The organism is Halomicrobium urmianum, from assembly GCF_020217425.1.
Lineage (GTDB): Archaea > Halobacteriota > Halobacteria > Halobacteriales > Haloarculaceae > Halomicrobium > Halomicrobium urmianum.
Genome location: NZ_CP084090.1, coordinates 740642 through 764439, shown reverse-complemented (window position 1 = coordinate 764439; position 23798 = coordinate 740642). Strand labels below are relative to the sequence as shown.

At 69.4% G+C, this 23798-nt stretch carries 23 protein-coding genes and 1 pseudogene; 16 read left to right on the top strand and 8 right to left on the bottom strand.

All coding sequences use genetic code 11. The features are described from left to right. Positions 1-7: 7 nt before the first annotated feature. The gene (locus LCY71_RS03845) at positions 8-445 is read right to left on the bottom strand and encodes a universal stress protein (protein WP_225335047.1); all 438 of its coding nucleotides are present in this window, start codon (positions 443-445) and stop codon (positions 8-10) included. A 222-nt stretch (positions 446-667) separates the two neighbouring features. Between LCY71_RS03845 and LCY71_RS03840 the strand changes: the two genes are divergently transcribed. The 5 genes from LCY71_RS03840 to LCY71_RS03820 all read left to right on the top strand — a co-directional run bounded on the left by LCY71_RS03840 (position 668) and on the right by LCY71_RS03820 (position 7079). Beyond that, positions 668-1189 carry an HTH domain-containing protein gene (locus tag LCY71_RS03840; RefSeq protein ID WP_225335046.1) on the top strand — a complete coding sequence of 174 codons (522 nt, stop codon included), beginning with the start codon at positions 668-670 and terminating at the stop codon, positions 1187-1189. 106 nt (positions 1190-1295) lie between these two features. Further along, positions 1296-3221 (top strand): threonine--tRNA ligase, encoded by a 1926-nt coding sequence (thrS, locus tag LCY71_RS03835; RefSeq protein WP_225335045.1) that lies wholly within the window; start codon positions 1296-1298, stop codon positions 3219-3221. Positions 3222-3306: 85 nt separating this feature from the next. Beyond that, a complete protein-coding gene (locus LCY71_RS03830) occupies positions 3307-4290 on the top strand; it encodes an ABC transporter ATP-binding protein (RefSeq protein ID WP_225335044.1) in 984 nt (327 codons plus the stop codon). Beyond that, positions 4283-5071 (top strand): ABC transporter permease subunit, encoded by a 789-nt coding sequence (locus LCY71_RS03825; protein WP_225335043.1) that lies wholly within the window; start codon positions 4283-4285, stop codon positions 5069-5071. Before LCY71_RS03830 ends, LCY71_RS03825 begins: the two co-directional genes overlap by 8 nt. A 73-nt stretch (positions 5072-5144) precedes the next feature. Then, positions 5145-7079: a COG1361 S-layer family protein gene (locus LCY71_RS03820; RefSeq protein WP_225335042.1), complete on the top strand. Its 1935-nt coding sequence runs from the start codon at positions 5145-5147 to the stop codon at positions 7077-7079. A 15-nt stretch (positions 7080-7094) separates the two neighbouring features. Here LCY71_RS03820 and LCY71_RS03815 read toward each other — a convergent pair whose 3' ends face one another. Together LCY71_RS03815 and LCY71_RS03810 are read right to left on the bottom strand one after the other, a co-directional pair. Then, positions 7095-8126 carry a DUF7972 family membrane protein gene (locus tag LCY71_RS03815; protein ID WP_225335041.1) on the bottom strand — a complete coding sequence of 344 codons (1032 nt, stop codon included), beginning with the start codon at positions 8124-8126 and terminating at the stop codon, positions 7095-7097. 123 nt (positions 8127-8249) lie between these two features. Beyond that, the gene (locus LCY71_RS03810) at positions 8250-9119 is read right to left on the bottom strand and encodes a PspA/IM30 family protein (RefSeq protein WP_225335040.1); all 870 of its coding nucleotides are present in this window, start codon (positions 9117-9119) and stop codon (positions 8250-8252) included. A gap of 61 nt (positions 9120-9180) precedes the next feature. On the opposite strand from LCY71_RS03810, the gene LCY71_RS03805 reads away from it, so the two are divergent. From LCY71_RS03805 to LCY71_RS03760, 10 genes and pseudogenes are all read left to right on the top strand, one after another. Then, on the top strand, positions 9181-9777 hold the full coding sequence (locus LCY71_RS03805; RefSeq protein ID WP_225335039.1) for a dienelactone hydrolase family protein: 597 nt from the start codon (positions 9181-9183) through the stop codon (positions 9775-9777). Between the two features lie 145 nt (positions 9778-9922). Then, positions 9923-11584, top strand: coding sequence for a glutamine hydrolyzing CTP synthase (pyrG, locus tag LCY71_RS03800; protein WP_225335038.1), 1662 nt, complete (start codon positions 9923-9925; stop codon positions 11582-11584). 159 nt (positions 11585-11743) lie between these two features. Next, positions 11744-12805, top strand: a complete 1062-nt coding sequence (locus tag LCY71_RS03795; RefSeq protein ID WP_225335037.1) for a hypothetical protein — start codon at positions 11744-11746, stop codon at positions 12803-12805. Between the two features lie 123 nt (positions 12806-12928). Then, on the top strand, positions 12929-14632 hold the full coding sequence (locus LCY71_RS03790; RefSeq protein ID WP_225335036.1) for an endo-1,4-beta-xylanase: 1704 nt from the start codon (positions 12929-12931) through the stop codon (positions 14630-14632). A gap of 173 nt (positions 14633-14805) precedes the next feature. After that, positions 14806-15549, top strand: coding sequence for a glycoside hydrolase family 16 protein (locus tag LCY71_RS03785; RefSeq protein ID WP_225335035.1), 744 nt, complete (start codon positions 14806-14808; stop codon positions 15547-15549). A gap of 33 nt (positions 15550-15582) precedes the next feature. Then, positions 15583-15909 (top strand): hypothetical protein, encoded by a 327-nt coding sequence (locus LCY71_RS03780; protein ID WP_225335034.1) that lies wholly within the window; start codon positions 15583-15585, stop codon positions 15907-15909. 178 nt (positions 15910-16087) lie between these two features. Further along, positions 16088-17005, top strand: coding sequence for a glutamine-hydrolyzing GMP synthase (guaA, locus tag LCY71_RS03775; RefSeq protein ID WP_225335033.1), 918 nt, complete (start codon positions 16088-16090; stop codon positions 17003-17005). Positions 17006-17007: 2 nt separating this feature from the next. Continuing rightward, the gene (locus tag LCY71_RS03770; RefSeq protein ID WP_225335032.1) at positions 17008-17322 is read left to right on the top strand and encodes a DUF7126 family protein; all 315 of its coding nucleotides are present in this window, start codon (positions 17008-17010) and stop codon (positions 17320-17322) included. A 661-nt stretch (positions 17323-17983) separates the two neighbouring features. Further along, a pseudogene (locus tag LCY71_RS21580) lies at positions 17984-18874 on the top strand (histidine kinase dimerization/phospho-acceptor domain-containing protein); the annotation flags it as partial. A gap of 317 nt (positions 18875-19191) precedes the next feature. Next, the gene (locus tag LCY71_RS03760; protein WP_225335874.1) at positions 19192-19371 is read left to right on the top strand and encodes a sensor histidine kinase; all 180 of its coding nucleotides are present in this window, start codon (positions 19192-19194) and stop codon (positions 19369-19371) included. Positions 19372-19427: 56 nt separating this feature from the next. Here LCY71_RS03760 and LCY71_RS03755 read toward each other — a convergent pair whose 3' ends face one another. The 3 genes from LCY71_RS03755 to LCY71_RS03745 form a co-directional block, all read right to left on the bottom strand. After that, positions 19428-19700 (bottom strand): hypothetical protein, encoded by a 273-nt coding sequence (locus tag LCY71_RS03755; protein ID WP_225335031.1) that lies wholly within the window; start codon positions 19698-19700, stop codon positions 19428-19430. Positions 19701-19842: 142 nt separating this feature from the next. Next, entirely contained in the window at positions 19843-20793 is a 951-nt protein-coding gene (locus tag LCY71_RS03750) for a WD40/YVTN/BNR-like repeat-containing protein (protein WP_225335030.1), read from the bottom strand. 185 nt (positions 20794-20978) lie between these two features. Then, complete coding sequence (locus LCY71_RS03745; protein WP_225335029.1) at positions 20979-21608, bottom strand: MogA/MoaB family molybdenum cofactor biosynthesis protein; 630 nt, start codon at positions 21606-21608, stop codon at positions 20979-20981. A gap of 225 nt (positions 21609-21833) precedes the next feature. On the opposite strand from LCY71_RS03745, the gene LCY71_RS03740 reads away from it, so the two are divergent. After that, positions 21834-22184, top strand: coding sequence for a DUF7977 family protein (locus tag LCY71_RS03740; protein WP_225335028.1), 351 nt, complete (start codon positions 21834-21836; stop codon positions 22182-22184). Between the two features lie 16 nt (positions 22185-22200). Here LCY71_RS03740 and idi read toward each other — a convergent pair whose 3' ends face one another. Together idi and LCY71_RS03730 are read right to left on the bottom strand one after the other, a co-directional pair. After that, positions 22201-22767, bottom strand: coding sequence for an isopentenyl-diphosphate Delta-isomerase (gene idi / locus LCY71_RS03735; RefSeq protein ID WP_225335027.1), 567 nt, complete (start codon positions 22765-22767; stop codon positions 22201-22203). Positions 22768-22839: 72 nt separating this feature from the next. After that, positions 22840-23757 carry a diacylglycerol/lipid kinase family protein gene (locus tag LCY71_RS03730; protein WP_225335026.1) on the bottom strand — a complete coding sequence of 306 codons (918 nt, stop codon included), beginning with the start codon at positions 23755-23757 and terminating at the stop codon, positions 22840-22842. Positions 23758-23798: the final 41 nt, after the last annotated feature.

The window sequence follows — 23798 nt, the reverse complement described above, 5'->3', positions numbered from 1 at the left end:
GGCGTCGCTAGTCGATGTTGACGACCAGCACGGGAACCTCGACCCCCTTGAGTACGCGCTCGGTCACGCTCCCGAGCGTGGCGACGCGGTCGCGCCCGGTCTGTCCGTGGGTGCCCATCGTCAGGACGTCGATGTCGGCCTCGGCCGCGTACTCCTGGATCTCGCGGTAGGGGATGCCGTCCCGCTGCTCGGTGACGACGTCGACGCCGGCGTCCCTGGCCCTGACTGCCACGTCGTCAAGCGCGCGTTCGCCTTCCTCTTCGAGGGACTGGATCACCTCGTCCTGCGTGTCCTTGTCGGCGGCGCGGTAGCGCCTGCGGTCGATCACGTACAGCGCGTGCAGCGTGGCGTCGTGGGTCCCCGCCAGCGTCACGGCGTGGTCGATCGTCTCGTAGGTGCCGGTGCTGCCGTCCGTCGGGAGGAGGACGTCGTCGTACTCTACCATGGGGGCCCGTTGGGATTCGTCCCCTATATAGGGTCACCCCGACGGCGGCCGCGCCGGCCCGGAAGCGCTGGAAGGCCGTCCCCGTCGAGACCCTTCTGGACCCTGATCACACCCGGCGTCGGACGTGATGCGTTAGTGGACCGTCGCCCAGCCGCTACCACTGTTGGGCCATATTGTCAACGAAATAACTAATATCGGGCGACGCGTCGTGTCGACCCGTCCATGTCCGGGAGCGACGGCGCGGGGACTCGGGTCGAACTGTACGTCAGGTCGCTGTCAGCAACTGGGCCGCGCGGCGGCCGCAGCGGCCTCGTCAAGCGCCTCGGCGCCCTGGAGGCCGAGGGCCGGATCGACGAGTTCGAGGTCCGCGTGTGGGGACGGCGGGCGCCGGCCTCGCGCGAGGCCGCACGGACCACGCCCGGAGCGGCCGTCCACGAGCGACTGGCCGCCTTCCGCGAGTGGGCAGACGACAACGACCTCTCGCTGGCGCCCGCCGTCGACGAGCGCGCGGTGGATTCGCTGGTCGGCGACCGGTCCCGCTCCGTCGAACTGCCCGCCGCCCTACTGGCGGAGTACGACGACGGCGACCTGACCTGCGTGACGCCTCACGCCGACGGGGGGACGGTGCGGACGGTCCCCGAGCGGATCGAGCGCATCGGCGACGGCCGCCGGGGATCCTACGCCGCGGTCGAGTACCCCGAACCGGGCGCGCTCCGGGAACCCGTTCCCGGCGCGGGCGAGTGACGCCGACCGCCCGATAGCGGCCCGTCGCGTCGGGGGACGGCACCGCCGCGACACGGGGGCAGTTCGTCTCAATACACTTATCCGGTCGTGCCGACTTGTGCCGTCCATGAGCACGGTCACGGTCACGCTGCCGGACGGCTCCACCCTCGAGGTCGAGGCGGGAGCCACCGTCGAGGACGTCGCGTACGAGATCGGTCCCGGCCTCGGGAGCGACACGGTCGCCGGCGTCGTCGACGGGGAACTCGTCGACAAGCATACGCCCCTCCGCGAGGACGTGGAGATCGAGATCGTGACACCGAGCGCCGACAAGTACCTCGACGTCCTCCGGCACTCGGCGGCCCACGTCTTCGCGCAGGCCCTCCAGCGGCTCCACCCCGAGGCGGAGCTGACGCTGGGGCCGTGGACCGACGACGGCTTCTACTACGACGTGACCGGCGTCGACCTCGACGAGGACGACCTCGAGGCAATCGAGCAGGAGGCCGAGTCCATCATCGAGGCGGACCTGGAGATCGAGCGCGTCCTGCTGGACCGCGATGAGGCCTTCGAGCGCTACGAGGACAATCCCTACAAGCAGGAGATCCTCGACACCGAGGCCGCCGGCGAGGACCCCGTCTCCTTCTACGAGCAGGGCGAGTTCTACGACCTCTGTCAGGGGCCCCACGTCGAGTCGACCGGCGAGATCGGCGGGTTCGCGCTGCTGGAGATCTCCGCCTCCTACTGGCGCGGCGACGAGGACAACGACACGCTGACCCGCGTCTACGGCACCGCCTTCCCCAGCGAGGACGACCTCGAAGAGTACCTCGAGCGCCGCCGGAAGGCCAAGGAACGGGACCACCGGAAGATCGGCCGGGAGATGGACCTCTTCTCCGTTCCCGACCACTCGCCGGGCTGCGCGCACTTCCACCCCAACGGGATGCGGATCCGCCGGGAACTGGAGGAGTACGTCCGCGCCAAGAACGACGAGCTCGGCTACGAGGAGGTCTGGACGCCCGAACTCAACAAGGCCGAGCTGTGGAAGCCCACCGGCCACTACGACGCGTTCAAGGAGGACGGCGAGATGTTCGCCTGGGAGCAGGACGAGACCGAGTACGGGCTCAAGCCCATGAACTGCGCCAACCACGCGTACATCTACGGCGACGAGACCCGCTCCTACCGGGACCTGCCGGTGCGCTTCTCCGAGTTCGGCACCGTCTACCGCAACGAGCAGTCCGGCGAGCTATCGGGCCTCCTGCGCGTGCGCGGGTTCACTCAGGACGACGGCCACGCCTTCGTCCGCCCCGACCAGATCGAGGACGAGATCGTGAACACCCTCTCGGTCGTCCAGGACATCTACGGCCACTTCGGCCTCGAGGTCATCTACAAGCTGGAGACCCAGGGCGACGACGCCGTCGGGAGCGACGAGATCTGGGACGAGGCCACCGACGCGCTGCGGTCGGCGCTGGAGTCCGAGGGCCTGGAGTACGAGGTCGAGGAGGGCGAGGCCGCCTTCTACGGGCCGAAGATCGGCCTGAACGCCAAGGACGCGCTCGGCCGCGAGTGGACCATCGGCACCGTCCAGCTGGACTTCAACATCCCCGAGCGCCTGGACCTGACCTACGTCGGCGAGGACAACGAGGAGCACCGCCCGGTCATGGTCCACCGCGCCCTGCTGGGCTCGTTCGAGCGGTTCATGGGCGTCCTCATCGAGCACTTCAACGGCAATTTCCCGCCGTGGCTCGCGCCCGAGCAGGTCCGCATCCTCCCCGTCTCCGACGACAACATCCCCTACTGCGAGCAGCTGCGGGAGGAGCTGTCCGACTTCCGCGTCGAGATCGAGGAGCGCTCCTGGACGGTCGGCAAGAAGATCCAGCAGGCCCACGACGACCGCGTCCCCTACATGCTGATCATCGGCGACGACGAGGAGGACGCGGAGGTCGTCTCCGTCCGCGACCGCAAGGAGCGCGAGCGGAAGGACGTCCAGCTCGCCGACTTCCGCGAGCACCTCGAGACCGAGATCGAGCAGAAGCGCACCGACGTCACCTTCCTGGTCTGAGAGCGTCCGCCCGTTCCGAGCGGCGCCCGCCGCGGCCGGAGCAGGGCGGGGACAGCGCTATTGTTTCCCGGTGCGACGTGCCGGCATGGCCGCCATCGAGGTGCGGGACCTCACGAAGCGGTACGGCGACGTCGTCGCCAACGACGGGCTGTCGTTCAGCGTCGAGGCGGGCGAGGTGTTCGGCTTCCTGGGGCCCAACGGCGCCGGCAAGACGACCTGCATCAGGACGCTACTGGGGTTCCAGTCGCCGACCGCCGGGACCGCGACGGTGCTCGGGGCCGACGTCCGCGACGCCGAAGCGCTCCGCCAGGCGCGGGCGGACGTGGGCTACCTCCCCGCCCGTCCCAGTTTCGACGAGGACGTCACCGGCGAGGCCTTCCTCGACTACCAGACCGCGCTCAAGGGCGACCAGCGGCGTTCCGAACTCCTCGAACTGTTCGATCCCCCGCTGGAACGGACGATACGGGGGTACTCGAGCGGGAACGCACAGATGCTCGCCATCGTCCAGGCGTTCATGCACGACCCGGACCTCGTGATACTGGACGAGCCCACGTCCGGCCTGGACCCGCTGAAGCAGGAACGGTTCCACGAGTTCGTCCGCCGGGAGCGCGACGACGGCGTCACCGTCTTCTTCTCCTCGCACGTGCTGGGCGAGGTTCGGCGGGTCTGCGACCGCGTCGGGATCATCCGCGGCGGGAGCCTCGCCGCCCTCGAGGACGTCGACAGCCTGCTGCGGCGGGGCGGCAAGCGCGTCCGCGTCCGGACGGCCGACTCGCTCGACGCGGCGGCGCTCGACCTGCCCGGCGTGGTCGACCTCGAACGCGTCGGTCAGCGGGCGCAGTTCACCTTTACCGGGGACTACAATGACCTGCTCGACCACCTCGCGGCGTTCGACGTCGTGGACCTCGACGTCGAGGAGCCCCCGCTTGAGGACGTGTTCATGCACTTCTACGGCGAGCGAGCGGCAGACGGCGCGACCGAGGACGGCGCGGTCGGTCGCGAACGGACCGAGGGACGCGACGGCGAGCGAAGCGCCGGCGGTCCCCCCGCGGAGGGCGGCGATGTTTGAAGTAACCCGGTACGACGCGCGCCGCCGGGTCCGCGGGACGGCCGCGCTGACGGTCGGGCTGAGCGCCTTCGCGCTGCTCATCGTCGGCGTCTACCCCTCGATAGCGACCTCCGGCGTGGATTTCGAGGCGTACGTCGAGAACCTCCCCGAGGCCTTCCGGAGCGGGTTCGGCGTCGAGGCGTTCAACACGGTCGAGGGCTTTCTCGCCGCGGAGTTCTACCAGTTCGTCTGGGTGCTGCTGCTCGGTCTCTACGTCGCCTACCAGGCGGGCGGGAGCGTCGCGGGCGACGTCGAGGACGGTCGGCTCGACCTGGTCCTGGCGACGCCGATCTCGCGGTCGCGACTGCTCGTCGAGAAGTTTCTCGCGGTCCTCACGCCCGTTGTCGCGCTGAACCTCGTGATGCCGCTGGTCGTCTACGCCGGCCTCCTGGCGGTGGAGGAGTCGATCGACTTCGGGCTGTTGATCGCCGTCCACGTCCTGTCGGTGCCCTACCTTCTGGCCTGCGCCGCGGCCGGCCTCTTGCTGTCGGTGCTGGTCTCCCGGGGCGACCTCGCCGAGCGCGGCGCCCTGGCCGGCGTCTTCCTCCTGTTCGTCGTCGATTCGGTCACGACCGAGACAGACGTCGAGTGGCTCGGCGCGGTGAGTCCGACGCGGTACTACGACCCCACCGAGATACTGGTCCGCGAGACGTTCGACGTCGGGGGCGCGATCGTGCTGTTCGCCGCCGCGTTCCTCCTGTTCGCCGTCGGCCGCGCCCGGTTTCTCCGGCGGGACGTCTGACCGCGACGGCGACCGACGCGCTCGTCCGCGACGAACGTTTATCTGATCGGCGTGCGTCTCTCCGCGCCTACCCGTGGGAGACGCTCGTCCGCGGTTTGCGCTGGCTCTCGGTGCGGTCGCCCTCCTGTGCCTGTCGGGCGCGGGGACCGCCGCCGTCCTCGGGAGCCCCGACCTCGACGTCCGATTCGTCGACGGCACCGTCCGGCCGGGCGAGACGGCGACGCTGGAGGTCGTCGTGGTCAACTCGGGCACGGTCGATTCCGGCTCGCTCGCGAACCCGGCGCTGGCCGACCGGGTGACCACGGCCCGCGGACTGGTCGTTCGCCTCGGCGACCGGGCTCCGATCAGCGTGCGGTCCGACGCCGCGACCGTCGGCACGCTCGGCGTCGGCCGGACCGAACCGCTCCCGTTCACCGCCACAGTCGCCGAGGACGCCGATCCGGGGACCGTCGACGTACCGGTGACCCTCAGCTACGAGTACACCAGTTACGTCTCGGAGGGCGACGGCACCCAGCAGGAGGAGTCGGTGCGGACCACGACGCGCGTCCCCCTGACCGTCGCGGCGGCGCCGCGATTCGAGGTGCGGAACGTCACGACGACGGTCGGCGCGGGCGAGCGCGGGGCCGTCGCCGTCACTCTCGAGAACGTCGGGTCCGCGCCGGCCAGCGACGCGGCCCTGACGCTGTCGTCGGACAGCGGCGACCTCGCGGTGGCGGAGAGCGGTGCAGCCACGCGCTACGTCGACGACTGGCGGCCGGACGAGACGCGGACGCTCCGGTTCCCGATCGCAGCGAGCGAGGGGGCCGAGCCGGGGACGATCGCCGCGACGCTGTCGACCCGGTACGACGACGACGGCGTCCGGCGCAACGCCAGCCCGCTGTCGGTCCCGGTCGCGGTCGGTCCCCGCCAGCAGTTCTCCGTCGTCGCGACCGAGACGGACGTGACCGTCGGCTCGCGGGGGACGTACGCGGTCACGGTTCGCAACGACGGTCCGGCGGCCGTCGGGGACGCGCACGTCGCCCTCTCGTCGCCGGACGGGGCGGTGACGGTCGGCGGGGGCGAGTCGAGTTCGCGCTACGTCGGGCAGTGGCCGGCCGGCGCGGAGCGGACGATCCGGTTCGACGTCGCCGCGGTCGACGCGGCGGCCCAGAAGTACGCGATGAGCGCCGCGGTCGAGTACGAGGACGCCGCCGGCGACGCCCGGACGGCGACGGGGCTGTCCGCGCCGTTCCGCCCGGCCGCGGCGCCGGCGTTCGCGGTCGAGTCGACCGGCGAGCGGCTCCGGGTCGGCGCCGAGGGGACCGTCGCCGGAACCGTCGCCAACCGCGGGCAGACCGCCGCGCGCGACGCAGTGCTGGTCGTGGAATCCGCGCCCGAGGGGGTGACACCGGCCGCGTCGCGGGTCCCGCTCGGCGACCTCGGCCCGAACGAGTCGACCGAGTTCCGGCTCCCGGCGACCGTCGCGTCGTCGGTGCGGGCCGGGACGCGCACTGCGTCCGTCCGTGTCGAGTACGACGCCGGGGGCGACGGCGAGCGCGCGGTCAGCGACGCCCGGACGGTCGTGGTGAACGTCACCGACGAACCGTTCGTCCGCCTGTCGTCGCCCGGCGCGGCCCTGGAACCGGACTCCGACGGACGCGTCCGAATCGCCGTCGAGAACGTCTGGGACCGCCCGCTGCGGGACGTCGAGGCGACGGTCGCGGCCCGCCCACCGTTCGAGAGCGCGTCGCCGTCCGCGTTCGCCGACGCCCTCGCGCCCGACGAGACGGCCAACCTGAGCGTTCAGCTGTCGGTCTCGGAGGACGCGGTCCCGAGCCGGCAGTCGCTGCCGGTCAACGTGACGGCCGAGACGACCGACGGCCGGACCCTCACCGACCGGGAGCGGGTCGCCGTGGCAGTGGTCGAGAGCGACGCGGGACCGACCGGCGGCGACACCGCCGTGCTCGCCGTCGGCGCCGTGATCGTCGCCGTCGCGCTGGCGATCGGCTGGCGATGGCTCAACCAGTGACGGAGCGGCGGCCAGTCACTCCCCGTCGCTCTCGCCGCGACCCGGATGCGCGGTCTCTCGGAGGACTATCGGACCGATCGCCAGCGTCCGCCGCGCGACCGTGATGACCCTGAGGACGTACGACAGCAGGAGCGCGAAGGGGACGACCGCGACGGCCATCGCGGCGGCGACGACCCACGCGATGGCGTCGACGCCCAGCGGCCGCCCGGCGACGATCGACGGATCGGAGCCGTAGGTGATCATCACCAGCGAGACCACCAGTGCGGGCACCGCGCTGTAGACGACGGTCCGGGACAGCGCCGCCAGCTCCGACCGGAAGTACAGCGTCTTGACGTGCTCTCTGGCCGGCGCGTAGGCGTTCAGTGCCTCCAGCAGTTCGTCCAGCGCATCGGCCACGGGAGTCGGTAGCGGTTCGCTCTCGCGCAGGCGTCGGCCCTCGTACACCTTCGTCGAGTACTCGAAGCCCAGCGCCGCGAGCATCGTCTCGAACGTGCCGAACTCGGTCCCGGAGAGGTCGGCGGCCGCGACGGCCGCGTCGTCCTCCACCTGTCGGGCGTACTCGCGCAGTTGCTCCCGCGACCCGTCGTCGTCCACGTCGTCCGCGGCGGCCGCCAGGTCGTCGGCCCGGTCGCCGGCGGCCACGACGATTGACTCGAGGAGGCCGGCGGGATCCGCCGGCGCGACGGGGTCCTCGATCAGATCGCCGACGTGGTCGTAGAACGACACGGACTCGTCCATGCGCTCGCGCTGGTCGCCGACGGGTCCGAACTCCTCGGAGAGCACCAGCTGGCTGATCGTGACCACGAGCGTCACGCCCGTGATCACGCCGGTCGTCAGCGCCTGGAACGTCGTCTCGACCGGATCGGCCGAGCCCATCGCCGACGGGAGCGCCCCCGGCCGGTACCAGGCGACCGTCACGAGCGACAGGAAGACGAGACCGACCAGGAGCCCAGCGACGACGTGGCGGTCCCCGTCGAGCAGTATCCATCGCTTCCACCGGCTCCAGTCCGCGCGCTCGCTGACGGACTCGGCCGCGCCGTCGTCCATGGGGCGGCGTACGCGCGGACGGGCAAAGAAAGGTTGTGCGCCGACCCCCCAGTCGGCGGTCGCGTGTGGTGCGCCGGCCCCCAGTCGACGGTCGCGTCGGCCGGCGGCGGACGCTCGGCCGCACTAGGACTGCTCGTCTTCCTTCAGGTCCTCGAGTTCGCTCTCCACTTCCTCGTCTGACACGTCGGGAGTCTCGACGTCTCCGGCGCCGTTGCCGGCCTCGTCGGTCAGTTCGGCCTCCAGGTCCTCCTCGGTGGCCTCCTCGTCGCCGGCGCTCTCGGCCTCGGACGCGTCCGACTTCCCCATCTCCGCCTTCAGCGTCTCCAGTTCGGCGTCGACCTCGCCGGACGTGCGCATCTCCTCGAGTTCGCGGTCCAGCTGGTCCTGATCGCTGAGGGCGTCCTCGAAGACGCCCTGATCCTGAAGCTCGTCCATCGCCTGCGAGCGGGCCTCCATCTCCTCGGTGCGCTCCTCGGCGCGCTCGATGGCGCGGCCCACGTCGGCCATCTCGTCGCCGGCGCCGGTCATGGCCTCGGAGACGCGCTTGGAGGCCTCGGCGGCCTCGTGGCGGGCCTTTATCGTCTCCTTCTTGGTCCGGAACTGCTCGATGCGGCTCTGGAGTTCGTCTTTCTGCTCGACGAGGCTGTCCTGCTGAGACTGGAGCTGGCTGATCTGGCCCTCCAGGTCCTCGATCTGTTGCATCTTCTGTTTTTTCTTCTCCAGGGCGCGCTTGGCGAGGTCCTCGCGGTCCTGCTGGACGGCCTCGCGGGCCTGCTGGTTGTGCTTCTCGACGTTCTCCTCGAGGCGCCGCTTCTGGATCTCCAGGCGCTTCTTCTGGGTCGTCAGGTCGGCGATGCCTTGCTTGACGTCCTGGAGTTCGTCGCGCAATTGCTCGTAGGAGTAGTCCAGCGTCTCGTTGGGGTCCTCGGCGCGGTTGAGCACCGCGTTGAACTTCGATCGGAGGACGTAGGACGCGCGTGAGAGGATGCCCATACCCGCCCTTGGGGCGTGCTAACTTAAAATCCTTACATGGACCGAACACGTCACTCCGGCTATGCCAGTGGCTATTCCCGGCGGTCGGGACGTGCGCGGGACGCTCGACGGCGACGAGGACGCCGACGCCGTCGTCGTGGCCTGTCCGCCCCACCCGCAGCACGGCGGGAGCCGCTCCGACGAGCGGCTACGGGCGGTGAGCGACGCCCTCGTCGGGCGGGCCGTGGCCTGCCTGCGGTTCGACTACGGGCCCTGGGACGAGGGTCGCGGCGAAGCGGCGGACGCGGAGAACGCTCTCGCGTGGGCCCGAAACCGGTTCGACCGCGTCGGGCTGTTCGGCTACAGCTTCGGCGGCGCCGTCGCGCTGGCCGCGGCGGAGAGGGCCGACCCGGAGCCCGACGCCGTCAGCGTCCTCGCGCCCGCACCTCGCGCGGCCGGTATCGACGCCGAGGCGGCCCTGACGGCCCTGTCGGCACCGCTCCAGGTCGTCTACGGAGAGCGCGACGAAACCGCCGACTGGGAGCCCCTCGTCGACCTGGCCCGCGAGCGGGGCGCCGCAGTCGAGGCGATGCCCGCCGACCACTTCTTCGCCGGTCAGTCGGGGCGGGTCGGTGAGGCCGTCGGGGCCTTCCTCGCGGGCCGACTCGCCGACGAGTGACGGCGGGAGAGGTCCCTCGGAATCTCCCGCCAGATCGGCGGGTTCACCGCCGACTGTGGGGCGCTCCGCGGCCCTGCTCGTGACACACCGTAGCGAACGCTACGGTACCCGAAACGGTTTTGACCGACCCAACCCGACCGTCGGTATGCCGACGGAACCCGAAACAGACTACGACCCGGAGCTGGGTCGGAAATTCATCTTCGTGACCGGCGGCGTGATGTCGGGGCTGGGCAAGGGCATCACCGCCGCGAGCACGGGCCGCCTTCTCAAGAACGCCGGGTTCGACGTCACCGCCGTCAAGATCGATCCCTACCTGAACGTCGACGCGGGGACGATGAACCCCTTCCAGCACGGCGAGGTGTACGTGCTGAAGGACGGCGGCGAGGTCGACCTCGACCTGGGGAACTACGAGCGGTTCCTCGACGAGGACATGACCTTCGACCACAACGTCACGACCGGCAAGACCTACCAGCACGTCATCGAGAAGGAGCGCGCCGGCGACTACCTGGGCAAGACCGTCCAGATCATCCCCCACATCACCGACGACATCAAGCGCCGCATCCGCGAGGCGGCCAAGGGCAACGACGTCTGCATCATCGAGGTGGGCGGCACGGTGGGCGACATCGAGGGCATGCCCTTCCTCGAAGCCCTGCGCCAGTTCGCCCACGAGGAAGACGAGGAGGACATCCTCTTCACCCACGTCACGCTCGTCCCCTACTCGAAGAACGGCGAGCAGAAGACCAAGCCCACCCAGCACAGCGTCAAGGAGCTGCGTTCGATCGGCCTCCAGCCGGACATCCTCGTCGGCCGCTGCGAGGACAAACTCGACATCGAGACCAAGGAGAAGATCGCGCTGTTCTGCGACGTGCCCACGGAGGCGGTCTTCTCGAACCCCGACGTCGAGGACATCTACCACGTCCCGCTGATGGTCGAAGAGGAGGGCCTCGACGAGTACGTCATGGAGCGGCTGAACCTGAAGGAGGAGGCCCTGCCCGAGAACGAGCGCGAGAACCGCTGGCGCGACCTCGTCACCCAGGAGACCACCGGCGAGGTCGACGTGGCCCTCGTGGGCAAGTACGACCTCGAGGACGCCTACATCTCCGTCAACGAGGCGCTGAAACACGCCGGCCTGGAGACCAACGTCGACGTCAACGTCCGCTGGGTCAACTCCGACGACATGCCCGAGCACCACGCCCAGCGGATGCGCGAGGCCGACGCCATCGTCGTGCCCGGTGGGTTCGGCTCCCGCGGCACGGAGGGCAAGGTCGAGGCCATCCGCCACGCCCGCGAGAACGACGTGCCCTTCCTCGGGCTCTGCCTGGGCTTCCAGATGGCCATCGTCGAGTACGCCCGCAACGTCTGCGGGTTCGAGGGCGCCAACTCCACGGAGCTCGACGAGGACGCGCCCCACCCCGTCATCGACATCCTCCCCGAGCAGTACGAGGTCGAGGACATGGGCGGAACGATGCGGCTGGGCGCCCACGAGACGGAGATCGAACCCGACACGCTCGCCGCGGACCTCTACGGCGGGACCTCCTGCACCGAGCGCCACCGTCACCGGTACGAGGTGAACCCCGAGTACATCGACGACCTCGAGGACGCCGGCATGGTGTTCTCCGGCTACGAGAACAACCGCATGGAGATCCTGGAGCTGCCCGACCACCCCTACTTCATCGGGACGCAGTTCCACCCCGAGTTCCGCTCGCGCCCGACCCGGGCCAGCCCGCCGTTCGTCGGTCTCGTCGAGGCCGTGCTCGAAGACTCGGACCGCGGCGCCGAGGCGACCGCGTCAGACGCCCGTCTCTGATACTGTTTTTGCCGGTCGGCACCGGGCGACAGCCCGTCGTCGGTCGATCCGGTCGACGGCCTCTATCGGCTACATCGAATCGCGACCCGGGAGCTCCGCGACGGCGCCGGGACCGAACGGATCTCAAACAATAATATTAATTGCCCCCATACCGCAAATATGTCTCGACACAGGGCGTCGTCACGGGCTCCCGTCCGGCGCCGAGGGGTCCTCCGCCGTCTCGGTGCGGGCCTCGCCGCCTCGGGGATCGCCACGAGTGGTACGGCCGCCACGCAGTCCAGCGGATCCGAGGTCACAGTGCTGGACCTGCGCGAGTCCGGGGACCTGTCGCTCCCAGCCGTCGACGAGCTACTCGTCTTCGCACACGGGTGGCACCGAAGCAGCGCCGGACTCGGTCAGGCTGCGACCTTCGCGGACACCCTCGCGGCTGCCGGGTACGAGCCCGACCGGACCGTCGCCTTCGTCTACCGGGCGGACGCTCAGAACCCCGAAGGCGCGCTGGAGCAGGCGAGCGAGGCCGCCGCCGGGCTCGCGCCGCTCGTCCAGAGCGCCCTCGACGAGGGCGTCGGTTCGATCCGGCTCGCCAGCCACTCGCTGGGGGGCCGGGTCCTCTTCGACGCGCTCGACGCTCTCGAGGCGGGCTACGTCGTCGACACCGTCGCGCCGATGGGCATCCCCGCCGTCGGCTCGACCGTCACCGAGGGCGGGCGCTGGTACGACGCCATCGCGGACCACGCCGCGGCGGTCCGGAACTACCACTCCCGGAACGACGGCGTCGTCATGGGGGACTTCGGTCCCGACTCGCGGTTCGGCAGCTCGGGCGACACCGCGCTCGGCGCTCAGGGCGCACCGGACGCGTCCGCGACGCCCGATGGGTACGCGGACGTCGACGTCACCGACACCGTCTCGGGCCACGGCGGGTACATGAGCAGTTCGGAGGTGGGCCAGGACCTCGCCGCGGCCATCGCCGAGCAAGGTGACGACGGGGACGACCGGCCGCCGGCCGTCGGCGACAGCGACGCGCAGCCGACGGATCCGGACGGCGACGGACTGTACGAGGATCTCAACGGCAACGGCGAGACCGACTACTCGGACGTGGTCCGGTACTTCGACAACATGGACGACCCGGCGATGACCGACCACGTCGACGCCTACGACTACAACGGCAACGGCGAGGTCGATTACGCTGACCTCGTCGACCTGTTCGGGCAGGTTCGGTGACCTTTGTACACTATGCAAAATTCTTAATATATTGCCGTCCGACCGATGAAACGTTCCGCACTGTGTACGCCGATCCCAGGGGGGACGGCGATCAGACGCAGGCGGACGGGGAGTTCGAAGCCCATGACGAACGACACGAACGCACGTCAGGGGGGCGTACCGGACGAGAAGCGCCGCGGTGGCATCGGGCGTCGCGACTACCTTCGCACGGTCGGCGTCGGCGCGGCGATTGGGGTCCTCGGCGGGACCGGCGCGGGCGCGGCGGCCGCCCAGAGCGACGACTGGGAGACTGCCGCCGACCAGCGCATCCAGGAGCACCGCACCGGGCCGCTGGAGGTGGAAGTGGTCGACGAGAACGGGGAGCCGGTTCCGGACGCCGACGTCTCCGTCGAGATGCAGTCCCACGACTACTGGTTCGGCTACGCGCTCTCGGCCGACCTCCTCGTGAACCAGACCGAGCCGGGACACCCGTACCGCGAGACGCTGAAAGAGGACTTCAACGTCGTGTGGTTCGGGAACTACCACAAGTGGCGCTTCTTCGAGGACAACCAGGACGACGCCGACGAGGCCACGGCCTGGGCGAAGGACAACGGGCTGGACGTGCGCGGCCACGTCTGCCTGTGGGCGAACATCGACGCCTGGGCGGTCCCGGGAGACGTCGTCGACGCGATGGGCGTCGACCACGATAGCGGTCAGGACGGACCCGACCTCGACCCCCAGTACGTCGAAGACCGGAGCTTCGAGCACGTCCAGACGATCATCGACCACTACGCCGACTTCGAGTACGAGGGGACGTCCTACGGCTCGGTCATCGAGGAGTGGGAGGTGATGAACGAGGTGGTCCACGAGCCGGGCTTCATCCGCGCCGTCAACGGGGTGCCCGCGAACGAGGAGGCCGACGACCTCGACCCGGTCACCGCGCCCCTCCTCGCGGACTACTACGACCACGCACGCGACGCGGCGCCAGACGACGTGGGGCTGGCGACCAACGACTACAACACGATCGAAGGCTCCTACGACTACGCCCGCGACGACTACGAGCGCCAGATCGAGTTCCTCGACGAGAACAGTTCGCTGGACTACGTCGGACTGCAGAGTCACTTCACGGATCGGAGTTCGACCGTCTCGTCGCAGGAGACCATGGACGTCCTCGACAGGTACGCCCAGCACGACGTCCGCCTGCACGTGACGGAGTTCGACGTCACCGGTGACTGGCCCGACGAGGACAAGGCCGACTGGTTCCGCGAGTACCTCAAGACGGTCTTCAGCCACCCGGCCACCGACGCCTTCCTGACGGCGGGCGGGAGCGACGAGCACCACTGGCGCGACGACGGGCCGTTCTACTACGAGGGCTGGGAGCCCAAGCCCGCCATGGAGGTGTATCGCGACCTCGTCTTCGACGAGTGGTGGACCGACGAGTCCGGAACGACCGACGGCTCGGGCACCTACAGCGTCGACGCCTTCATCGGCGAGCACGAGGTGACGGTCTCGACCGACCAAGGCTCGGTGACGCGGACGGTGTCGGTGACGGATTCGGACGCCGGCCGGCGGGTCACCGTGACCGTCGAGGGCGGAGAGGGGCCGCCGAACGGGCGAGACGACCGTCCGCCCGCCGTCGGCGACAACGAGAATCGGCCGACGGATCCCGACGGCGACGGCCTGTACGAGGACCTCAACGGCAACGGCGAGGTCGACTACGACGACGTGGTCACCTACTTCGAGAACGTGGAGAGCGACGCGATGACCGGCAACGCCGACGCCTTCGACTACAACGGCAACGGCGGGGTCGACTACGCCGACCTCGTCGAGCTGTTCGAGCAGGTCTGACCGGGACGGTCGATATCGGGCGGTGTCGCGGCGTCGGCGACTCGACCGATACCCCGAGGCGCGGGACTGTGGCAGTCCGGCAGTGATTTTTTGTCGCCCACATCCGACTGAATTTTCGAGTGGCCGTCGGTCGGGCGCGAGCGCGCGACGACGCTGGCGGCGACGGGGGAACTATGGACAGACGCACACTGCTGTGCCGCGTCGGCGCACTGGGAGCAGCGACGACGGTCGGGACCGGGGTCGCGAGCAGACAGAGCGACGAGGCGTCCGCTCCGCCGGCGCCCGAGGGAGCGACCTGGAAACTGATCTGGAGCGACGAGTTCGACGGGGACTCGATCGACGAGAGCACCTGGACGTTCAAGACCAGGCCCGGGTGCGGGGAGAACGGCGAGCTGGGAACGACCTGCAACTGGGGCAACGAGGAGGCCCAGTACTATACGGACGGCGACAACGCGTGGGTCGAGGACGGCGGCCTCGTCGTCGAGGCGCGCGAGGAGGCGGCGCCCAACGGCGTCAACGAGTACACCTCCGCACGGCTGAAGACGCAGGGGAAACGCGAGGTCCGCCACGGGCGGATCGACGTTCGGGCGACGCTGCCCAAGGGCCAGGGCATCTGGCCGGCGATCTGGCTGCTCGGGGACGACATCGGGACCCGCGGGTGGCCGAACTGCGGCGAGATCGACGTCATGGAGTTCCTCGGCCACGAGCGGGACACGGTCCACGGGACCGTCCACGGGCCCGACTACTCCGGTGCTGACGGGATCAGCGGGAGCTACGCGCTCGACTCGGGGACGTTCTCCGAGAGCGCGCACACCTTCTCGATCGTCTGGCGGCCCGACCGGATCCGGTGGTTCGTCGACGGGACCCAGTACCACGAGGTGACCCAGGCGACCGTCGAGGACGCCGGCGACGAGTGAGTCTTCGACCACGGCTTCTTCCTCCTGCTGAACGTGGCGGTGGGCGGCCAGTGGCCGGGCTACCCCGACGAGACGACCGAGTTCCCCCAGCAGATGCGCGTCGAGTACGTCCGCCACTACGAGGCCGTCGAGGGATCCGGGCCACCGGCGGTCGGCGACGGGCCGGCACCGACCGACCCGGACGGCGACGGACTCTACGAGGACCTCAACGGCAACGGCGAGACCGACTTCGAGGACGTCGTCACCTACTTCGACAACATGGACGACCCGGCGATGACCGACCACGTCGACTACTACGACTACAACGGCAACGGCGAGGCGGACTTCGCGGACCTCGTCGACCTGTTCGAGCAGGTGTAGGCGGCCGCCCCGCGGCCGGTCGCCGGGCGGTCAAGTGGTCGATTCGTAACCGTTTTGCCCCGCCCTCGCAGAGGTTCCGTATGCCGACTCCGACAGCTATTCTGCGGTGTAGTCGCGCTCGACGCCCCGACGGTCCCACGTCCGGTACAGCCGGCGCTCACGGGGAGGTGGCTCGCTGATGGTCGACGTCGACTCGTTCATCCCGGAGGCCAAGGAGGAGATCGCCGACGCGATCGGCGACGCCAACGCCGTCATCGCGCTCTCCGGCGGTGTCGACTCCTCGACGGCCGCCGCGCTGGCCTACGAGGCCGTCGGCGACCAGCTCACCCCGGTCTACGTCGACACCGGCCTGATGCGCAAGGGCGAGACCGAGCAGATCCGCGAGACCTTCGACTACATGGACTCGCTGCGGATCGTCGACGCGAAGGAGCGCTTCCTCGACGTCCTCGAGGGCGTCACCGACCCCGAGGAGAAGCGTCACGCCATCGGCGAGCAGTTCATCCGGGAGTTCGAGACGGTCGCGACGGAGGTCGACGCGGACTACCTCGTCCAGGGGACCATCTATCCCGACCGGATCGAGAGCGAGGGGACGATCAAGTCCCACCACAACGTCGGGGGACTCCCCGAGGTCGTCGACTTCGACGGCATCGTCGAACCCATGCGGGACCTCTACAAGGACGAGGTCCGCGAGGTCGCCCGCGCGCTCGACCTGGAGGAGATCATCGCCGAGCGGATGCCGTTCCCCGGCCCCGGGCTGGCCGTCCGCATCCTCGGCGAGGTCACCGAGGAGAAGCTCGAGGTCGCCCGCGAGGCCAACCACGTCGTCGAGGAGGAACTCGAGGAACACGACCCCTGGCAGGCGCTCGCGGCGGTCATCGGCAAGGCCACGGGCGTCAAGGGCGACAACCGCGTCCACGGCTGGGTCGTCGCCGTTCGCTCCGTCGAGAGCCGGGACGGCATGACCGCCCGCGCCCAGGAAATCGACTGGGAGACCCTCCAGCGCATCCAGAGCCGCATCACCGGCGAGAACGACACCGTCTCGCGGGTGCTGTACGACGTGACCCACAAGCCGCCCGCGACCATCGAGTACGAGTGACGATGAAGGTCGTCGTCTCCGGCTCCGACACGGACAGGATCGCCGACGCCATCGCCGACGAGGGCCACGAGGTCACCACGGCCCCGCTGGGGAACCGCCCCGGACTGGAGGAGGCCGGCATCCACGAGGCCGACGTGTACGTCCTGACGGACATGGACCAGGCCACCTCCATCGCCGTCGCGAAGGACATCAACGGCGACCTGCGGGTCGTCGTCTACGCCGAGGGCTCGCTGCCGGACTTCGCCAGCCGACAGGCCGACCTCAGGGTCGATCCGGATCTGCTCGGCCCCGAAGCGGTGGCCGAGGAACTGGAGTAGCGGCGCTCGATCGGCGACTCGCGGACCGCAGGTGTCTTTCCCACTGCCGTCCGTGGATTCGACTGGGCAGACCGGAGTCGTTATACGCTGAACAGGCGCAATACCACGGCGTTCACGCCGTGGATACGCGCGGTGACTTAGTGATACATTCCACCGCCAATTGCATTGCTGAGTTTCCATTCTATACTGTCAAGTGCCAAGAACTGCTATACAGCAGTAAGGTCAGGTCGGAACGGAGCGGATTCCGAACGACCCTCGGAGGCGGCCAGCCCGCCCACATAACGAGGCAGTATCCGAAACGCCGACGCGGTGAACGCGAATCCTCGAAGGGTTCGTCCTTGTGCCCGTCGGCCTGAGCAAGCCCGACGATAACTCCGAGTCTGGCGACGTGTCGGAGGCTCTCTGTTGGCAAAAACAACAGGTGAGAGTCAACGACACCGAGGATAGGAGTAACAGCCGCTTGGCACGGCTAGACAGCCACCGATCACGATGGCTGGGTTAGCGGCGGACTCCCGTGAAGTGGCGGCGTCCGTGGTTGCAGACCTGACACTCCCACCGCTCGGGATTCCTCCGCCTTCAGGCGGAGGGGGATGTCAACAATACAGAGGATGCCTGCACAACGCTAACAATAGCTGCCGAATACTCACAGGCAGACTACGGAATGCGCCTTTCTCTCGCGCTATATATGATCGGAGCAGTAAAAGTCCTGTTTACTGAAGCCGAAATCGTGAGCCAGTGGCTAGTTCGATGGGACGTGACCGCTTCACCATTGCGAGCGCTGATCGTGGTTCTGCTCGGTGGTTCTCCCCTGTTGTTGGTTGGATATCTACGTCGTCGCGTCGATCGCGTGGACTGGGCCACAGCGGCGGCGTGGAGCGCTGGAGGGGCGCTCGGAGGTGCCGCGTTGGGGCTGTGGATCGCAGGCGACGGCACTGACCTGTCCGTCGCAGTAGCACAGGCGGCTATCGGCGGTGCGGTGGGAGGCGGGTTCGCCGGTACGAAGATCAGTCGGGCCAGACGGACACAGGCGATCAGTGACCGCGATCGACGCCGGTGGCGGTCGCTGTTCGCGAAGGCACCGATTGCGGTCGCGGATCTCTCCGTGCGCGAGAACGAGTTCTCCATCGTTACCGTCAACGACGAGTTCCGCGATAGCTTCCCAGTCGATGGGACGTACGAGGGACAGCGGTTCCAGTCCGTGATCGATCTCGACGACGTCGACGAGGACCTTCACAGCGCCGTCGAGGCGGGGACGGCAGTCACGAATGAGTTCTCCATGTCGTTGCCCGACGACACCAGGTACTACCGGCTCCGGCTGATACCGTACCGGTACGACGGCGCGCAACACGCGTTTGCGATCATCACTGACGGGACCAGCCTGAAGAAGACCGAGCAGGAACTCCAAGAGACCGTCTCCGAACTCTCGAAGAAGAACGACCGGCTCGAACAGTTCGCGAGCGTCGTCAGTCACGACCTCCGAAACCCGCTGAACGTCGCGACCGGGTACCTCGAACTCGTGGACGCCTCCGGCGACGAACAGCATCTGGAGAAAGTCGCTAACGCGCTCGATCGGATCGAGAACCTGATCAGCGATCTTCTCACGCTCGCCCAGGAGGGGAAGTCCGTCGGGGACCTCTACCCGGTCGACCTCGCTTCGGCTGTCAACCGGGCGTGGAGCACCGTCGACGAGGGTGACATGGAACTCGTAGTGGACACCGACGCGACCGTACTGGCGGACGGAGACCGGCTCCAGCAGCTGTTCGAGAACCTCTTCCGGAACGCCCACGAACACGCCGGTGACGACGCCACGGTCACCGTCGGCGCTCTCGACGACGAGGCCGGGTTTTCCTTTCCGACGATGGGCCGGGCATCCCCGCCGACGAACACGAGAGCGTCTTCGAGCCCGGGTACTCCTCGAAGTCGACTGGCACTGGTCTCGGCCTCGACATCGTCCGTGCGATCGCTCGGGGCCACGACTGGAGCGTCGACGTGACGGAGTCGTCCGAGGGCGGCGCGCGGTTCGAATTTCGGAACGTACAGCAGCTCTAATCGTCGGACTCTACGGCCGTCGAAGCGCGACTGCGGGCCCTCCGGTAGCCGCCCGCCTACGGCCGCTCTTCCATCGCGTCCCGCGCCCTGTCCAGCGCCGTCTCTCTGTCCTCGATCTCGTCCTCGACGACGCGCACCTGGTCGTCCACCGCGCGGACGTGCCAGGTCACGTCGTCGCCGGGCGCGGACATCAGCGTCGGGATCACCTCGACGCGCCGGCCGGTCCGCTCCTGCTCGAAGGCCAGCGGGGTCGCGGGCGTGTACTTCCGATCCAGGTGCGTGGCGGTGCCCCGGCGCCAGCCGTCGGGAGCCGCGGAGTCGTGCTGCATGGCTGTCACCATGTACCACACTATCGTAAGTGTCACACCAAAGTGCTTTGGTAGGCGTTGACATTCGGGAGCTCTCCGTATTGGCCAGCACCGGCGAATCCGAAATCTACAGCGGGCCTACTGCTCGGAGGCTACGGCGAGCCTACCGCTCGATGATCGCACCGCCCGCGCCGACCGCGACGTCCGTATCGCCGCGGACGACCGCCTTCAGGTTCGCGCCGGTCGGCGTCTGCTCCCGTGCCCAGCCATCGCCGGCGTCGCGGTCGAAGACGCTCCCGCCGCTGCCGACGGTCAGGCCGTCGCCGCCCTCGACTTCGACGTCGCGGAGGCCGGGGTCGCCGTTGTCCTCGCGACGCCACTGGCTGCCGTCCCAGCGGTAGATCGACCCGCCGCCGCCGGAGACCCACACGTCGTCCGCGCCGTCGGAGTCGACGCCGTAGAGGTTGTAGTTCGCGTCGGAGAGGCCGATCTCGTCCCAGGTCGCGCCGTCCCGCGTGTGCAGGACCGTCTGGTTGCCGTCGACGACGTGACCCTTCCGGTCGTCGTAGAAGTCGACGGCGTTGATCGCCGAGCCAGAGGCCGGGGTAACGTACTCCCAGGTCCCCTCGGTGCCGTTCTCGAAGCTGTAGTACAGCTTGCCCGAGTCGCCGGCCACGTAGACGTCGGCCTCGCCGGCCTCGCCGGTGACAGCGACGTCGTTGAAGTTGTTCGTCACGTCCATGGGCGCGGAGTGGTCGTTCAGGTTCCCCGTCACGACGTCGTACTCGCCGATCGCGCCCGAAGCGCCGACGAACCACAGGCGCCGGCCGTCGTCGGTCACGTCCGCGCCGTAGACGTCGTTGCCGTTGCCGGTCGGACCGCCGTCGAGGACCTTCTGCCAGCCCGTCTCGGTCCGCTCGAGGACGACGCCGCCGCCGCCGACGGTGTACGCGCCCGCTGACGTGTATTCGACGTCGTGGAGGGCGTTGCCGGTGGGCGACTCCACGGCGGTCCACTCGCTGCCGGCCTGTGCGCTCGCGGGGACGGCCGCGGCCGCGACGGCCGCACCGGTCGCTCGCAGTACGCTGCGTCGCGTCAGGGCAGTGTCGGACATTGCACCCGACGCTTGCGACGGATGCCACTTCAACTGGGGTCGTCGTTTCACTGCATTTGGGCGATTTAACCCTGTTCGACGCACTCGGACGCGCCTTTGAACCTCGAAGGCGTTCGTTTCACGACGATTTAGCCGATTTCACTCGCCGGAAACGCGGCCGGAGCGGCCGTCTCGTCGGCCGACGATCACTCGGGCGACCCGCGAGCGGCCGTGCGGAGCGACGCCGCCTGTTCGGTGACGATCTCTCGCACCCCTAACCGGGCGCCCGCCTCGTCGCCGGGCAGGCAGAAGACCGGCGTGCTGTCGGCGATGCCCGCCGTCGCGCGCGTCGCGACGACGTCGGTACCGACCTCCTCGTGGTACAGCAGGCGGAACAGCTCGCCGAACCCGGGCAGTGCCTTGTCGAACAGGGGGTGGACGGCCTCGACGGTCTGGGCGTCGGGCAGGGCGCTGACGCCGCCGCAGGTGACCACCACGTCGACGTCGTCGCGCCCGACCAGCCGGTTGACGATCTGCTGGACGCCGTCGTGGTCCCCGGCAAGGTGCTCCCGGGTCGCGACGCCCAGCCCCGTCCCGTCGAGTTCCTCGACGACCGCGTCGCCGACCGACTGGTCCGCGTCCACGGCGACGGTGACGACGGCCACGCCCACGCGGTCGTCGTGGCTCTCGGGCACCTGACCGGCGTCCGCCGTGGCCGGCGGCGTCTTCTCGTCACCTGCGGGCTCGTCGTCGGCCCCGGACCCGTCGTCGTCCTCCGCTTCCTCGTTCTCGTCCGCGCCCCGACCGCGGCTGCCCCGGGACTGGAAGTCGATCATACTCCCTTTCGGGGTCCCGCGGGTAAAGAGGCTACTGGAGCCTTCGGGCATCCGAATTCGGGGTGACCGGCCCGTCGCGACGTGGGGACCGCTACGCCGCGGCAGACGCTCGCCGCCGACGCCAACGCTTAACCGCGCGCTCGCCCGACGGGTGCGTATGGAGAGCGTCGAGCGCACCGATCACGGCGGGACCGACGCCGCCCCCGACCGCGAGCGGAGGGGAGCGTGACCGACGCGGACGGCGCCCGCCGGACCCGGGCCGACGGCGACGGGTCCGCGGCCGACGACGGGGACGCGGCGACCGACGGCGACGGCGGGTACGTCCACCGGCCGAGCGGCGAGCCGCCGACCACGGGCGAGCGCGAGTTCGACTGGCGGGGCTGGGTGCTGGTCGGCACCGTCGTCGTGGCCTTCCTCGTGATCCCGACGGCGCTGGTGGCCCTGCCGACCGCTCAGGAGTTCGTCGGCTCCCTCGGACTCTCGCTGCGGGACGCCTACCTCGTCCTCCCGCTGGTTCCCGCCTTCGCCCTGGGTGCCGTGGCCGTCTGGTCGGCCGTCCGCTCACGGAGCGGGTGATTGATCGCCGCCTCGACTACTCGCCGCCGGCGTCGGTGTCCCGGCGCATCGCGATCTCGAACCAGGGACACAGCCGGAGCTGTCGGTAGAACTTCGGGTTCTCGTGGAGGCGCTCGTAGGGGACCCACATGATGCCCGCGACTTCCTCGGGGTCGGGGTCGAGCGCCGTGTCGTGCAGGGTCGCCTGGAGGACGGCGCAGACCTCCCACTCGACGCCGCTGTTCTCGTAGTAGCGCTTGTACTCGAATCGGTCGGTCACCCGCAGGTCGGTGTACTGGTCGGACGTGATCCCCAGTTCCTCCTCGAGGCGCTCGCGGGCGGCCTCCTCCTGGGTCTGTCCCTCGACCGGGTGGGAGGCGACGGTCCCGTCCCAGTGGGTGTCCCAGAGGCGCTTGTCGTGGGCGCGCTGGGCCAGCAGGACGTTCCCCTCCCCGTCGAACAGCAGCACGGTGAAGGCGCGGTGGCGGATGCCGTCCCCGGTGTGGGCGTCCAGCCGGTTGACGGTCCCCTGCGGCTCGTCGTCCTCGTCGACGGCGATGACGTCCTGCAGCGCGTTCTCGTGCTCGACCTGGTCGTCGGCCATACGGGCACGGACGTACAGCCCCGTCTTACTCCCTTCGACTGCGGACGCCGGACGGCCGATCGAAGTAATCGGTCACGCGTCCGGATCCGGGTCGTAAGACCCCCCGACGGGCAACTCGAGGACGCGCTCGCGGACGCCCAGCGAGAGGTGCTCGGCGGTCAGGACCTCGCCGTCGACGCTGACGGTGTCGTGGTCTCCGGCGATGTCCACGTCCAGCCGGTGGGTCGTGAACTGCTCGACGCCCTCGGGCTGGTCGCCCAGGGCCTCGTGGACCGAGTCCTCGACCAGATCGAAGACGCCGACGTCCTCGAAGATGGTCACGTCGAGGTCGCCGTCCTCCATGTCCGCCTGGCTCCGGCCGCCCTGCGGGACGCGTCGGCCGTTCCCGACGAGGACGATCGAGGCCGTCACCTCCCGCGGATCCTCGCCCTCCGGTTCGATCGTCAGCGTCAGGCCGTCGAACTCCCTGGCCGTGCGCGCGGTCTCCATCGCGTACGCGAGCACGCCCCACCGCTCCTTGGAATCGGAGTCGGTCGCTGCGCTGGACTCGGCGGTCAGCCCGGCGACGACGGAGTTCAGGAAGGGGGTCCCGTCGACGGTGCCCACGTCGATGCGCCGGCGCTCCCCCGACTCGACGAGGTCGAAGGCCGCCTCGACGCCGCCGACGCCGACGTTGCCTGCGAAGTTGTTCCCGGTCCCCAGCGGAACGACGGCGAAGCACACGTCCTCGAAGGCGTCGGCGCGGTCGATGCCGCGGACGACGCGGGTGAGCGTCCCGTCGCCGCCGCCCGCCGCGACGACGTCCGCCTCCTCGGCCGCTGCGGCGGCCTTGTCGACGATGTCCTGGGCGGACTCGGTCTCGCGGACCTCGAACCCGTGGTCGGCGGCCAGCGACTGCACCCGGTCGCCGTGGTCGCCGCTGCCGGAGGTCGGGTTGTAGACGAGGACTCGAAAACCGTCTGTGGGCGGTGGCTCGGCCGGAGCTACCATGGCCGTGGTACGGGAGCCGAAGGTAAAAGTGTAGCTGCGCC